The sequence below is a fragment of the Sphingomonas sp. AC522 genome, from assembly GCF_979258125.1.
In genome coordinates, this window is record NZ_OZ409836.1 from 1,226,223 (window position 1) to 1,240,834 (window position 14,612).

Consider the following 14,612-nt stretch of genomic DNA (forward strand, 5'->3'; position numbering starts at 1 on the left):
CTCGCGACTTTGCTCCTGCTCGCTCAGGATGTGCCCACCAAGACTGCTCCCGCGGAGGAGGAAATCGAGGAAGTCGTCATCCAGGCGACCTTCGGCACCACCACGATGCTGTTCGACAAGGGCGTCGACGGCAAGCTGCGCAATTGCCGGATCATGGTCTCCAGCGGCAGCCAGCGGCGCGACACCAATGCCTGCCAGGCGACTCCGGTCTGCTATGAGAAGACGCGCGACACCGTCACCGAATGTGTCGAGTTGAACGCCGCCGAGCTCGCACTGGCCGCCCCGCAAGGCGCAAGCAATATGGCCAAGCCGCAGGTCTTCGAAATGCCCAAATTTGTTCAGCCAAAGCTGGCGCCACCGCCTAGCCTGGTCGGCCCCGCGGCGATCGCCGACACCGGCGATGCCGACAAACAGCGCGTCAAGAAGCTTCCCCCTTGCCCCAGGATCAGTCCAGCGGGGCCATCATCAGGATCACCAACGGCAATGCTCAAGATAAGTGACCTCCGCGCCGAGGTTGACGGCAAGGAAATCCTGCGCGGACTGAGCTTGCAGGTGAATGCGGGCGAAGTGCACGCGATCATGGGGCCGAACGGCGCGGGCAAATCGACGCTCGGCTATGTGCTGGGCGGGCGCCCGGGCTATGAGCCGACTGGCGGCAGCGTCGATTTCGAAGGGCAGGATCTGCTCGAAATGGCGCCGCACCAGCGCGCCGCGGCAGGGCTGTTCCTTGGCTTCCAATATCCGGTCGAGATTCCGGGCGTGTCGAACGTCCAGTTCCTGCGCGAAGCGCTCAATTCGCAGCGCCGCGGGCGTGGCGAGGCTCCGCTTTCGGGCGCCGAATTCCTCAAGGTCGCGCGTGCGCAGGCAGATAGCCTTGGCATGGATCAGGAAATGCTCAAGCGCCCGGTCAATGTCGGCTTTTCCGGCGGCGAGAAGAAGCGCAACGAAATGGTTCAGATGGGGATCATCGGGCCGAAGCTGGCGATCCTCGACGAGACGGACTCAGGCCTCGATATCGACGCGCTCAAGGCAGTCGGCGACGGCATCAACCGCATCATGCGCGCGCCCGACAAGGCCGTGATCCTGATCACGCATTACCAGCGCCTGCTCGACTATGTGCGCCCCGATTTCGTTCATGTGCTGGAGATGGGCCGCATCACCCGCACCGGCGGTGCGGAACTGGCGCTGCAGCTCGAGCGCGAAGGCTATGGAGCGGTCGCGGCGTGAGCAGCGCCCCCAGCCGTCATGCTGAACTTGTTTCAGCATCCATCGTGCGACAGGCGATAGTTGTGCCCGCGGAGGGATGGACCCTGAAACAAGTTCAGGGTGACGAACGGTGAATGCACAGCTCGAACTTCCTTCGCCGCGTCTGGAAGAATGGCGCTGGTCGGACATGGGCGCCCTGCGCGCGGCGGCGGATGCCGAGCCGCGCGCCGCGGCGATCGATCCCAAGGCATTGTTCCTTGATCTCGAAGGCCCGCGGCTTCTCTTCGTCGATGGCGTGTTCGAGCTTGCGCACAGCCGGCCCGGGCCGGTGCAGGTCGGGCGGATCGTGCCGGATACCGCGCATCCCCTGGGCGAACTGGCCGAGGGCGAAGGCTGGATGCTCTCGCTCGACGCGCAGGCGGCCGCGACCTGCATCCAGATCGTCCACCTCGGCACCGGCGGCGAGAGCCACGTGCCCGCGCGGATCGTACTGGGTGAGGATGCCGTCGCGTCGGTGATCGAGACCTATGCCGGCGCGGGCTGGGCGAACCGGCTGACCATGGTCTCGCTGGCAAAGGGCGCGCGGCTGATGCGCTCGGTGCGGCTGCTGCAGAGCGAAGGCTTCGTCTCGATACGCGAGGAAGCCCGTATCGGCGAGGCGGCGAGCCTGGTCTCGATCTTCCTCGGCGCGGGCGCGATGGGCAGCCGGATCGATGGCGCGCTGACCCTTACCGGCAAACGCGCCTTCGCCGAAATGGGCGGCGCATTGCTCACCCGCGGCAGCCAGCGCCAGGAATGCGCCGTCACCGTGCGCCACGAAGAAACAGACGGCAGCTCGCGCCAGATCTGGCGCGCGGTGTCAGCGGACAAGTCGGTGGCGAGCCTCGCCGCCCGCGTCGAAGTCGCACGTGGCGCGCAGAAGACCGAGGGCGAGCAATCGCTGCGCGGGCTGCTGCTCGATCGCACCGCAACGGTAAACTTGAAGCCCGAGCTCGAGATCTTCGCCGACGACGTGAAGTGCGCGCATGGCGCGACGGTGGGCGAACTCGACAAGCGCGCCCTCTTCTATCTGCAATCGCGCGGGATCGACGAGGGGCGCGCCACTGCGATGCTCACGCGGGCGTTTGTCGCGGATGCGTTGGCACGGATCGGGGAAGACGCGGTGCGCGAGGCCTTCGAAGTGGATGCGGACCAGTGGCTGGAGGGGTCGCTGTGACAAATCGCCTCCGTCATGCTGAACTTGTTTCAGCATCCATCGTGCAACAAATGAAGCCATCACCCGTGGAGGGCTGGACCCTGAAACAAGTTCAGGGTGACGAGAAATGAATGTGGTCGCAGACGCCCGCCCGCTCGACGTGCTCGCCGATTTCCCCGCCATCCCCGCCGGCTGGGCATATCTCGACACCGCCGCGACTTCGCAAAAGCCCAAGCCGGTCCTCGACGCGATCAACCGCGCTTATGGCGAGACCTACGCCACCGTGCACCGCGGCGTTTACCAGCGCTCGGCGGATATGACGCTCGCTTATGAGGCCGCCCGCCAGCGCACCGCCAATTTCATCGGCGCGCAGGAGAATGAGATCGTCTTCGTCCGCGGCGCGACCGAAGCGATCAATCTCGTCGCCCAGTGCTGGGCGGGAACTCAGCTCAAGGCCAGCGATCGCGTCCTGCTCTCCGCGCTTGAGCATCATTCGAATATCGTGCCGTGGCAGATGGCCGCCGAGAAAGTCGGCGCGCAGATCGACGTTGTCCCGCTCACCGCCGATCATCGCATCGATCTGGACGCGATGTCGCGGATGCTGACGCCGCATCACAAGCTGGTGGCGCTCGCGCACGTCTCGAACGTTTTGGGCTCGGTGCTCGATGCAAAGCGCGCAGTCGCGCTGGCGCATTCGGTGGGCGCTAAGATTTTGCTCGACGGCTGCCAGGCCGTACCGCGCATGCCCGTCGACGTGGCCGATCTCGGCTGCGACTTCTATGTCTTTTCGGGCCACAAGCTCTATGGGCCCACCGGCATCGGCGTGCTCTGGGGCCGCTACGAACTGCTCGACGCGATGCCGCCCTATCAGGGTGGCGGATCGATGATCGACCGGGTCAGCTTTGCCGGCACCACCTATGCGCCGCCGCCGGGCCGCTTCGAGGCGGGAACGCCGCATATCGTCGGCGTGGTCGGGCTGCATGCCGCGATCGATTATGTTGAGGGCATCGGGCTGGACCGTATCCATGCGCATGAGACGGCCCTGGTCCGCCACGCGCGCGAGGCGCTCTCCAAGCTCAACAGCGTGCGCCTGTTCGGGCCGGACGACGCCGCCGGAATCGTCAGTTTCGCAGTCGAGGGGGTGCACCCGCACGACGTCGCCACCATATTGGATGAGGGCAATGTCGCCATCCGCGCCGGGCACCATTGTGCCCAGCCGCTGATGGAGATGCTGGGCGTTCCTGCGACGGCGCGGGCGAGCTTTGGGGTATATAACGGCGCAAACGACATCGCGGCGCTGATCAAGGGTATCGAGCGAGTGACGAGGATTTTCGGGTGAGCGACAAGTTCGAAATCGAGCAGGTGGATGCGGTGGTCCCGCCGCCCAAGGCGCGCGTCGAGGCCGTGCAGGAGACCTTCGAGCGCAAGAAGGATTATCTCGCCGGCTTCCTGTCGCAAAAGCCGCAGGTGGACCCAGCGGGCGAGCCGGGGGGCGAAGTCTATGAGGCGATCATCACCGCGCTCAAGGAAATCTACGATCCCGAAATCCCGGTCAACATCTACGATCTCGGTCTGATCTACGGCGTCGAAGTCACCGATGACGGCCATGCCGTGGTGATGATGACGCTGACCACGCCGCATTGCCCGGTCGCCGAGAGCATGCCCGCCGAAGTCGAATTGCGCGTCGGCTCGGTGCCCGGCGTCGGCCATGCCGAAGTCAATCTCGTCTGGGATCCACCATGGGATCCCCAGAAGATGAGCGACGACGCCAAGCTCGAACTGGGGATGCTGTAATGGCCGTTCGCGAACGCCCCGCCGCACTCAATCTCACCGGAAATGCGCACGCGCGCATCGCCGAGCTGATGGCAAAGGCGCCCGAGGGAGCGATCGGCGTCAAGCTCTCGACACCGCGCCGCGGCTGTTCGGGGCTGGCTTATTCGGTCGATTACGTCACCGAATCCAAGCCGTTCGACGAGAAGATCGAGACCCCCGGCGGCACGCTCTATGTCGATGGCGGCTCGGTGCTCTATCTGGTTGGCTCGACGATGGACTGGGTCGAAGACGATTTCGCCGCGGGCTTCGTGTTCAACAATCCCAACGCCAAGGGCGCCTGCGGCTGCGGCGAGAGCTTCACCGTCTAAACGGGGCACGTCCAATGGCCTTTCCGATCCCATACACCGCTGATCCGGCCCGCTATGACGGCCGCATGCCCTATCGCCGCTGCGGCGTTTCCGGGCTCGATCTGCCCGCGATCAGCCTCGGCCTCTGGCAGAATTTCGGCGGCACCGATGTGTACGAAACCGGCCGCGACATATTGCGCCGGGCATTCGATCGCGGCGTCACGCATTTCGATCTCGCCAACAATTATGGTCCGCCTTACGGCTCAGCCGAGGAGAATTTCGGGCGCGTACTCGCCACCGATTTCGCGAGCCATCGCGATGAACTGGTGATTTCGACCAAGGCCGGCTGGGACATGTGGCCCGGGCCTTATGGCGATGTCGGCGGCTCGCGGAAGTATCTGATTGCGTCCTGCGACCAGAGCCTCAAGCGGATGGGGGTGGATTATGTCGACATCTTCTATTCGCACCGCGTCGATCCCAACACACCGCTCGAAGAGACGATGGGCGCGCTCGCGCACCTCCATCGCCAGGGCAAGGCACTCTATGTCGGCATTTCGAGCTATTCGCCCGAGCTGACTCGCAAGGCCGCGGCGATCCTCGCGGAGGAGCGTGTGCCGTTGCTGATCCACCAGCCGAGCTATTCGATGCTCAATCGCTGGGTGGAAAACGGCCTGCTCGATACGCTCGGCGAACTCGGCACCGGCTGCATCGCCTTCTCGCCGCTGGCGCAGGGGATGCTGACCAGCAAATATCTGGGTGGTGTCCCCGCCGATGCGCGCGCCGCGAAGGGCGGGTCGTTGGGCCAGCATTTGCTCAGCGACGAGAATATCACCCGCATCCGTGCGCTCGATGCGATCGCGAAGAAGCGCGGCCAGACGCTCGCTCAGATGGCGATCGCCTGGGTACTGCGCGACCCGCGCGTGACCTCGGCGCTGATCGGCGCACGCACCGTCCATCAGCTCGATGATTCGCTCGATGCCGTGGACAACCTCGCTTTCGCGCCCGAAGAACTGGCCGAGATCGACCTGCACGCAACCGACGGTGCGCTTGATCTCTGGAAGGTCTCGTCCGCGCTGGAAGAGGTAGCCCAGCGATGAGCGTCGCCTTCCGCCGCGAGAGCGACGAGGAACATAAGGAACCCAAGTTCGAACTCCCGCTCCCCGCCGGCCCGAACATGGTGACGGCGCGCGGATTGGCGCTGATCGAAGCGAAGGTCGCCGAGCTCGAAGCCGCCATCGAGGCTGAGCGTGAGGAAGAGCCGCTTGCGGCGCTCAAGCGCGAGTTGCGCTACTGGAATACGCGGCGCACCACCGCGCGGGTCGCCCCGCCGGCCGAGCAGGGTGTGGCTGCCATCGGCACGCGCGTCACGATCCGCCTCGCTGGCAAGACCCGGACGATCCACATCGTAGGGCATGATGAAGCCGATCCGGCCGAGGACCGCATCGCCTTCTCCGCGCCGCTCGCGCACGCGCTGATCGGCGCCGAAGCCGGCGAGCGCGTGGATTTCAACGGCAAGCCCGAAGCGGTCGAAATCCTCGCAGTCGAGCCCGTCGCGGACTGACGCTCAGAGGTCGCGCACATAGCGCAACGAAAGCGCGGAGCCAGCGGGCAGCGTTCCCGCCACCGCCACCGAGCGCGATTGCGAATTGATGCTGGCAAAGGTCGGGTTGCCGGCGATCTGGTAATAGCCGGTGACGAGCAGGTCGGTATATTGCGAGGAGGCGTATTTCCCGCCGAGCTGCGCGGCGAAGCTTCCCGCGCTGGTAGCGGTCAGCGCCGCATAGGCGGCCGATGGCGATCCGAAGCTGGCGAACAGCGCGGTCCAGTCGTCGAGCGAAGGTACATGCCAGCCCGCGGGCGGGGCCAGCACCGAGCTGGAAGTGGAAGGATAGAGCCGGCCATAGGTCGCCGCGTTGCCGGCATAATTATTGTAGATGGCCGAATTCGCATCGGCGTAATTGAGGTTCTTGGTCATCCAATATTTGTTGTTGATCAGCGCGATCGGATAGATCTGGTTGTCGCGCGGATCGACGAAGACCTGCATCTGCAGATAGCAGGTATATTGCATCGCATTGAGATAAGCGCCCTGGCCATCGCGCGCCTGGATGGTGAGCGTGACCGCGCTGCTCTGCGTGGTTGAGGGAATGGTGATCGTCGCCTTGTCGGCTGCGAGCGGCAGCGGCGTCGCAGGGGCCGAAGCATAGACCTTGGTGCGCGGCGCCAGACCGGTGAATTCGGAAGTCACGCCCGGAAAGCTCGAGAAGATCTGGACCTGGTTCACATCGGCCATCGACCAGCGCAGCGGAATGTTCACCGGCGTCTTCTGATCGGGCACCAGGATGATCGGCGTATCGGTGCCGAAGAAGCTGAGCAGCCCGCGATTGGCCGGCGGTGGCTGCTTGACGATATCGAGCAGCAGGATCAGCGGATCATAGGCCTGGCCGTCGGTCTTCTGGAAGCCGCGGAAGTTCAGCGTCATCTGGGTATGGCCGATCGCGGTCATCGAGATGATTTGGCTGAAGTCGAAGGTCACGTTCGAGTTCGCGCCGGTGCCGATCAAATTGGTGTTGCCGCCCTGCGGTGTCAGCCGCCAGATCGGCTGGGGATCGTCCGATCGCGCCGGCGAGACGCGCCACCCCATGGTCTGGTCGACATAGATGCCGCCCTCGATATTCCAGGCCGAACCCAGCGGCGGCGTCGTCGGCTTGGTCGATTCCGCCGGAGCGATCGCGCCGGACGTGTTGCCATAGGTGAAGCTGACGGCGATCTCCGCGCCCGCCGGCGGCGCAGTGCCGGTATAAAGCGGTGTCGAGCCGACATTCTTGATGTTGAGGAATAGCGTGTTGGCCAAGGGATCGTCCGCCGAGCCCGAGACATAGACTGCACCGCGGCTATCCAGCGACACCTGGAGCACGTCGGCCAGCGATGCGTTGCCCGGTTGCGGCTGGGCAATGAGCGGCAGCGGCGTGGTGATCTGCTTGGGCGTTCCCTGAATGCCCGAGAAGCTGACCTGGAAGGTGCCGTCGGTCGGCGCGCCCTGCGCCACCACGCCGGTAATCTCGAAAGCGAGATTGCCGATCCACTCCCCTGCCTCTGCTCCGGCATAGGTCAGCGTGAGCGCGCCGGCGCTGGTCGACGCCGCGAACGTCCAGTCGGTGAGCGCGATCTGCATCGCGGCCAGCGCGCTTGAGGGGATATATTCGGGCAGGTAGATCGTCAGCGTCGAGGGCTTGGAGCCCGTGACCAGCGTGAGCGCCCCGCCGCCATTGGTCAGCGTCACCGCAAGCGTCGTGGTCACCCCCGTCTCGATCGCAGGCTTGCCGCTGGCGGCATCCACCGCTGCGAGCGAGATCTGCGGCGCGCTGCTGGATGCTGCCATCGAGGCGGCGGGATCGGTCTGGTACATGGCGCCTGCCTTTTCGATTACGCGTTGTTCGTGCCGGCAGGCGCGGGGGCCTCCGGCGCTTTTTGCAGTTGCGTCCAGCCTTCGAGCAAAGTCTGCGGGGTGTAGCCGAAGGTTGCGACCTCGGTCCCGACATTGGGGGAGAGCGGCTGCGGCGCGCTTTGCCCAGTCTGGACCCAGGACCAGGCATAGCCCGGTTCGACGGGCAACGGCAGCGTCAGCCCTGCTGAGCCGGCAAGCACGGGCCGCGTGACGAAGCTGACCTGCAGGCGATCGAGCGCCTGGCCATATTGATCGGGCGGCACGCCGATCTCCTCGACCGGCAGAATGCCGCTGGTCGCATGGATCGGTGCGCGCGGATCCATCAGGAAAGTGACTTCCTTGGCCGCGCTGTTGAGCGTCAGCGAGACGGTGGTGGCCGCAGGCTGCTCGACACCATTGCCTCCGGCGGAAGGCGCGGCAGGGGCATAGAAGGTACCGTAAGGTCCGGTCGTGCCCTGTCCGTCCAGGAAATAGCCGATCATGCCGTCATCGATGTTCGAGAGGTTGCCCAGCTGCATCGGGATCGCCAGCGCCTGCAGCCCTGCCGCGCCGGTCGCCTGACGATCGGGATAGCGGAAGCGCCCGGCCTTCACGTCGTTGGTGAAATCGGGGTGCGCCAGGGTATCCGCCTGGCTGACCGGAAGCATGCCGCCCAGCGTCTCGATGCCGAGAACGGCGCGGGTGATCACCAAAGGCTGGCCGATCAGCACCGCCAGATTGACGTTCTGCGCATAATTGGCGGGGTTGAGATAGCCGGCCGAGCGTCGGATCGCCGTCATCAGATCGGTGAGGAAGCCCGCGCCCTGCTGCTCGACATGCCACATCACGTCATACAGATGCTGGTTGACCAGCGGCGTCGCCCCCCAGGCGCCGATATCGACCGCGAGGCTGTCGTCGGGATTGTCCGCATTGCCGGCGCGGGTGCGGTAGACCAGTGCGCCATGCTCGACGCCGAATGAGCCTATCGCCTCGCCGCTCGGCTGATAGAAGGCCAGGCTGTCGTCGAGGTGGTTGGGCAGCACGATCCCGCAGATCGGCGAGGTCGCAGGGTGGCTGTTGGTCTCGACGAAGTCGCTGGCGAGCGATGAATCGTGCGAGGCGGAAAGCCATTTGAACCAGACCCGTGCCGGCACCACCAGCCGCGGCGGCAGATACAGGCTCTGCGCATGTGCCGTATCGCCCGAGACCGGCGCAAGTGGGAAGGCGGGCACTGCTTCCTGCGAGCCATTGGGGTTCATCCCCGAGGTCTGGAGCGTCATGCGCTGGCCGAAGGCATCGACGATTTCGAGCGAGCGGATCGTCGTGAAACCTGCGCGCAAGGGCCCGAAATTATTGTCGGCCATCAGGCCATGCGCAATCGGCAAGACGCTGTTGAATGCGTAATTGTACCAATTGTCATAGCCGAACGCAGTCGCCGCATCGGCAATATCGCTGGTGACGCCGTCGCGCCCGCCCTTGATCAAATCCTCGACCGGCACGCGGGCGATCTGCGACTGCAGCACCATCTCCTGATTGAAGCCGCCAATCCCCTGCGACATGATATGCGCCTGCGAATAGATCGCCCGTGCCTTGTCGAGCGCCGCGTTCGAAGGATCGTTGGGGTAGAGCTTCTCATATTGGTCGATCTGCGCGGTCAGGCTGCGCGTCGTCTGGCGCGAGAGCGTGACCGAGCCATTATACGTCACCGGCGATCCGGTGGTGAACGCGGTCCCCGGCGCATAGGTATAGTCGACATCGTCCTGGTCGAGCGTGAAGTAGCGCGTCAGCGTATCGGGCGCATATTGCGAGGCGGTGGTGCGGACAAGCGGGTCGAGCGTCGCTTCCCAGAGCAGGAATACCGGCAGGAACGGATCGAGCCGCGCCGGGCCGAACTCGGCGAGCAAGGTCTGCGCGGTGACAGCGGTGCCGTATGGCGTCCAGCCCGTGTTCGCCGGATTGGTGAAAGTGAACGATGCCGTGATCGGCGCAGTGACCTGTTGCACCGCATTCTTGATCGGTAGCGCACCCGGCGCATGGAGCTGCGCATAGAGGCTGTCGGGCTGGCCCGCGGGAGGCTGAGGATCGAGCGGGCTGAGGCCACCCTGCGCCACGGCGAGCGCGCTCGCGAAGGTGACAGGGTTGGCCTTGGCCGGATTCCCGTCGCCGGCTAGTGCCGCGACCGCAGTGGCGACATTGCTTGCGAGCATCGGGATCAGCAGGCCGGCCTCGCCGACCAATGCCTGCATCCCGGCCTGCATCGGCGTTGCGCTGTTGATGCTCGGCTGGCCTGCGATCGAGGCGGCGGGGAGGACGAAGTCCTTGCCTCCGAACGAGACGGTGAGCTGCGCGAGGAGCTCAGACGTGACCCGTGCGGGCGTGTAGGCGACATCGCCGTTGCGGCGGACGGGCTCGATGCGGTCGCCCTCGATCACCAGCACCGGGTCGGTCGGCGCCCAGAACGGGCTGCCGGGGGTCGCCTGCAACGCCCACAGCTTCGGATCGGTGAGCCCGGCAAGCACCGCCTGCCACGCGTCCCACACGCCCTGCGCCAGCGAAGGCGGGTTCTTGCCCCCCGGCTGCTGCGGCGGGTTGAGCCCGGTAATCGCGCCGGTCTCCGAATCCACAACATAATCGAGCATGCCGACCGCCAGCCCGCGAAGCTGGACATAGCTGAGCTCGCAATCCGGGCCGCTGCTGTCGAGGAACGCGATCAGGTCGTTGATCGAGACCTGCAGCCCGCCCTTGCTTGGATCGATATAGGGCGTGATGTAGCGCAGCCAGTCCATGTAGAGCTGGCGCCGGATCGTATCGAGCTCGCCGCGGCCCTGATCATAGGCCTTTTGCGCGGCGTTCAGATTGTGGAGCAATTCGGCGAGCGGCAGGGGCAAAGTCGCCTGCGCGCTGCCCGCATTCGCTTTCTTGGCGCCGCGCGGCTCGATCGACCAGGCATAGCCGCCGAACTGCTTGGCGAAGGCGCGCGAGTGTAGCGTCTCGTCGAGCACGATCAGGCTGTTGCCCGCCGCTTCCATGTCGTGGAGCAGGCCGAGTTGAAGCGCATCGAGCAGCGTCTCGACGTCGGAAAGCTGGTCGGCCGAGGCGCCGGGCGGCGCGAGATCGGTCTTGATCAGTGCCGAAAGCCCCTCGATCGAGGTGTTGCCGACTGCGAGCGATATCTCGTCATCGGTCCACAGCGCATTGGGCTGGCTGCCGGCGGGGTTGTTGAGGAAATAAGTAGTGCCGGGCGCCGCGAGCATGTCCCAGACCAGCTCCTGGCCGATCCCCGCGCAAATCCCCTGCTGGGGCGCATCCAGAGTGGCGAGGGTCTTGTCCGAATTGAGCGTGTAGGCGATGTCGGCGGTGTTGAAGGCGAGCCGGAAATTCTGCCGCGCCAGCCGGTCGAGCTCGTCCACCGGCGTGACGGTGACGTCGGCCTTTTGCGCGGCCGCGGCGACGACATAATCGTCATAGGCCGTGCGCACCTCGTCACCGAACCCGGCAAACACGTCGCTTGCCGCATCGCGGACCCAGCCGAGCACCTGATACGAGGCACGGAAGCGCAAAGCGGCATTGTTCTTGATCGCCGCGGCGATGTCGGGCTCGTCGGCGAAATGATCCCAGAAGCCGAACACCGAATTGCACTCGGGATAATAGGACGCGAAGGACGGGCCGACGAACCCGATCGACGTCAGGTAATTGGGCGCATAGCCGGTCAGATAATCCGATGCCGCGCCGGGGCCGGCCCAGGACGCATAGTCGCGCACACGGCCCATATAGCGATAGGGCTGCTCGCCGGCATTGGGCACGGCCGGCAGCGGCACACTGATCGCGGGCCGGACGACGTTCCAAGGATCGGGAGCGAGCGCCATGGCGATAAAGTCGCTCTCGACGATGAAGCCCTTGCTGCAGACCGCGCCATAGCTCTGGCTGTTCGGGTCGTAGCGCTGGAGATAGCGGATCACGAGCCACGTGTCGGGCGCCGCGGGGAAGAGCGGATTGCCGCCCTCGGGCCCCTGCACGCCGCGCTTATAGACGTCCGGCAATTCCCAATGGACGTGCATCCCCGCCTTGAGCGAAGCGATAGGCGTGGCGCTGCTTTCGAGCGGCTGGACGATGGCCGCGCCGGTGCTTGGGATCAGCGACGTCGAAGTGAAGGGCATCGCCTCGAACTGGGCGACGCGGCCCTTGAACTTGCTGGTCAGCACCGCCTCGTCGTTGGCGTTGACCCGCAAGGCGCGCACGTTCAGCGGCAGGATTGCCTGCGTCATTGCTGATATCCCTTGATGAAGCTGACCATGCCGACGCCCTCGATCATCTCGAAACCCATCTCCGCGGAGTCGATGGCGGGGATTTTGTTGGCGTCGGCGATGCTCTGGCCGAGCGCCGCCATCTTCGCCACGCGCGCGCCGCCGGGGCGGAAATCGGCGGAGACATCGACCGCGACGATATCGGGGCTGAGCGTCACCGTGCCGTCCTGCACCGTGAAGGTATGGACGTTCTTGGTGGCGCTGACCTGGCCACCTGAGTCCTCGTAGCGGTCGAGCCCGTAATGCAGCTGCTCGGGCGGCTGGTGGATATCGACGCGATAGGCATCGCCCGCGACCAGGCAGATCAGCGTATCCGAAGCATCGCCCAGTTTCTCGAAGCGCAGGATATCGAGCAGCACAATCTCGACCGTCGGGTCGCGGTCATGATCGGCTGGCGTATGCCCCTGCGGATAGACATTGACCCCCATTCCGGGCGTGTCCGAAACCACTTTCGAGCGCAGGACGAAGCCGGTAATCGGCCCCGACGGCGCGGGCGCGGGCGTGACGCCAAGCGCCAGCGCGCGCAGCTTCGGGGTGACCGACAGCGCCAGCGGCGCCGAATGCTCGAACGCGGCAGCCTCGAGCGGGATCAGCGCCATATCGGGCTTGTCGCCGAGCGTGCGTCCGATGCTCATCGCGCCATCGACCATCGTCTCGACCCAGCCCTGATCGAGCGTGAAGAAGCGGATCGATTCCGCCGGCAGCATCCGCTCGTCAGGCACCAGATAGGCGAAGGGCACGCCCTTGAGCAGCCGCAGCCGCGCGAGCCAGTCCTGCAGCGGCTGGGGCAGGGGACGTTGCGCGACCTGCGCCGCGATCCGCGAGCGCGAAGCCAGCGCGGAGCCCACCGCCATGAGGAAATTGGTCTTTGCCTGGAGTCGGTCGGCCATCTCAGTCCCTCCCGGCGAGCGCGTGCAGGATCAAATGATGCGCGCTTTCGAAGCTGGCGGTGTCGAGCTCGGGCATGCGCGCCGAGACATGGAGCGGCAGCGGCGTCGCCGCGAGCGCGGTAAGCCGCTGGGCAAGGATCCCGGCCGAGACGCTGGCGAGCAGCTTCTGGTGCAACCCCTGCTTCCAGGCATAAAGCGGTGCCGAAAAGCTCTGGTCCTGCAGCGCCACCATCCGTCCGATCGTCCAGGCGGTGCCGTAGGACATGTCGAACATGCCCGTGGTCGGATCGAAGATCAAAGCAGCGTCGGGCGAAGTCACCGGCAGGTCCGGCGGCACCACGGCATTGGCATAGGGCGCGAGCGGCCCGCGATACCAGGAGAGCGTATCCTCACCGGTGCGCATCACCGTGTCGAGCGGCACATAGCCCATCTCGAACCCGGCCTGGAGCGCGGCGTTCTGTCCGGCATAGGGCAGTTGCAGCACGGTGCGCTTCTCGCCCGAAGGCCCTGCATCGCTTTGGTTGAGCGCCAGCAGCGCATCGACGAAGCTCGCCGGCTGGCCGGTGGTGCGGAAGCGCCAGCTTCGCAGCACTGCCAGACGCAGCAATTGCGATCCGTCCTGCCCCGACTTAGGTGCGCCGCCATCGGGCGAAGTCGGCAGGTAATCCTCGAGCGCCTCCAGCGAAACAAGGTAGCAGCGCGTGTTCGCGCCGTCCTGTGGCAGGCGATTGCCGAACACGATCGAGAAGCTCCCCTCGGGCTGGCCGACGTCGGTGACCGAGGGAATGGTCGGCTTCTGGAGGAAACTGACTTCGCGGACATGTGCCATCAGTCCCAGATCGGCGAGCGTCGGCGCCACTTGCCAGAACAGCGATAGCGGCACGTCCAGATACTGGATCGGGCTGTCCATCGCCTGGCCGGGCTCGAGCGCCGAAGCATCACCGCCGTCCGAGAAATAGGAGGCGACGGATTTAAGCGTGCTCTGCGCATAGACCGAGGCCGGGAACAGGTCGCCGATCACTCCCGTCGCCGGATCGAGCGAGAAATTGCCCGCCTTGGCGTCGTCATCGTCGAGCAGCAGCACATAAAGCCAGGTCGGGATATCGCCGACCGCATCGGGCTCGGGATGCGTCTTGGTCGGGCTGCGGATCCACGGAAGGTTGGAAAGCGGGAACACCGCATGGGGGAACACCGTGTCCCAGGCGCCGCTTGCCGTGTCGGGCGGGAATACCGCGAACACCGCGCTATCGGGCTGGGCGAAGGCAAAGCGATCGCCCGACACCGCGAATTTGTAATCGAGCGCGATCGGGTCCTCGTTGATCGTGCCGCCGCCATCGGCGCCGTCGACCAAAGTCTGGGTCAGCTGCAATTTGTAGGTGCCGGCCTCGAAGCCGGGAATGTCGTTCTGGATGAAGGTGACCACTTCGTTGAGAAGCGGATTGGCGGTGCCGGTGTCGCTCATCGCTTCGCTCC

11 protein-coding genes are annotated in these 14,612 nt (G+C 65.3%); 7 read left to right on the plus strand and 4 right to left on the minus strand.

Features of this window, described 5'->3' with window-relative positions; translation table 11 throughout:
- Positions 1-483 precede the first annotated feature (483 nt).
- The 7 genes from sufC to ACZZZM_RS06270 all read left to right on the plus strand — a co-directional run bounded on the left by sufC (position 484) and on the right by ACZZZM_RS06270 (position 6,082).
- Complete coding sequence (sufC, locus tag ACZZZM_RS06240; RefSeq protein ID WP_463596395.1) at positions 484-1,227, plus strand: Fe-S cluster assembly ATPase SufC; 744 nt, start codon at positions 484-486, stop codon at positions 1,225-1,227.
- 166 nt (positions 1,228-1,393) lie between these two features.
- Positions 1,394-2,422: a SufD family Fe-S cluster assembly protein gene (locus ACZZZM_RS06245; RefSeq protein WP_463596396.1), complete on the plus strand. Its 1,029-nt coding sequence runs from the start codon at positions 1,394-1,396 to the stop codon at positions 2,420-2,422.
- Between the two features lie 106 nt (positions 2,423-2,528).
- Positions 2,529-3,740, plus strand: coding sequence for a cysteine desulfurase (locus ACZZZM_RS06250; protein ID WP_463594241.1), 1,212 nt, complete (start codon positions 2,529-2,531; stop codon positions 3,738-3,740).
- On the plus strand, positions 3,737-4,195 hold the full coding sequence (locus ACZZZM_RS06255; RefSeq protein WP_463594242.1) for an SUF system Fe-S cluster assembly protein: 459 nt from the start codon (positions 3,737-3,739) through the stop codon (positions 4,193-4,195). Before ACZZZM_RS06250 ends, ACZZZM_RS06255 begins: the two co-directional genes overlap by 4 nt.
- On the plus strand, positions 4,195-4,542 hold the full coding sequence (locus ACZZZM_RS06260) for a HesB/IscA family protein (protein ID WP_463594243.1): 348 nt from the start codon (positions 4,195-4,197) through the stop codon (positions 4,540-4,542). The genes ACZZZM_RS06255 and ACZZZM_RS06260 overlap by 1 nt, the downstream gene beginning before the upstream one ends.
- A gap of 14 nt (positions 4,543-4,556) precedes the next feature.
- Positions 4,557-5,618: an L-glyceraldehyde 3-phosphate reductase gene (gene mgrA, locus ACZZZM_RS06265; RefSeq protein ID WP_463594244.1), complete on the plus strand. Its 1,062-nt coding sequence runs from the start codon at positions 4,557-4,559 to the stop codon at positions 5,616-5,618.
- Positions 5,615-6,082, plus strand: a complete 468-nt coding sequence (locus ACZZZM_RS06270) for a GreA/GreB family elongation factor (protein ID WP_463594245.1) — start codon at positions 5,615-5,617, stop codon at positions 6,080-6,082. The genes mgrA and ACZZZM_RS06270 overlap by 4 nt, the downstream gene beginning before the upstream one ends.
- 3 nt (positions 6,083-6,085) lie before the next feature.
- Here the strand turns inward: ACZZZM_RS06270 and ACZZZM_RS06275 are convergent, their stop codons facing one another.
- Genes ACZZZM_RS06275 through ACZZZM_RS06290 form a run of 4 tightly spaced genes read right to left on the minus strand, consistent with a single transcriptional unit; the run spans position 6,086 to position 14,601 of the window.
- Complete coding sequence (locus ACZZZM_RS06275) at positions 6,086-7,927, minus strand: FISUMP domain-containing protein (protein ID WP_463594246.1); 1,842 nt, start codon at positions 7,925-7,927, stop codon at positions 6,086-6,088.
- A gap of 17 nt (positions 7,928-7,944) precedes the next feature.
- Positions 7,945-12,210, minus strand: a complete 4,266-nt coding sequence (locus ACZZZM_RS06280; RefSeq protein ID WP_463594247.1) for a hypothetical protein — start codon at positions 12,208-12,210, stop codon at positions 7,945-7,947.
- Positions 12,207-13,139, minus strand: a complete 933-nt coding sequence (locus tag ACZZZM_RS06285; RefSeq protein ID WP_463594248.1) for a hypothetical protein — start codon at positions 13,137-13,139, stop codon at positions 12,207-12,209. Before ACZZZM_RS06285 ends, ACZZZM_RS06280 begins: the two co-directional genes overlap by 4 nt.
- 1 nt (position 13,140) lies before the next feature.
- Positions 13,141-14,601, minus strand: a complete 1,461-nt coding sequence (locus ACZZZM_RS06290) for a hypothetical protein (protein ID WP_463594249.1) — start codon at positions 14,599-14,601, stop codon at positions 13,141-13,143.
- Positions 14,602-14,612: the final 11 nt, after the last annotated feature.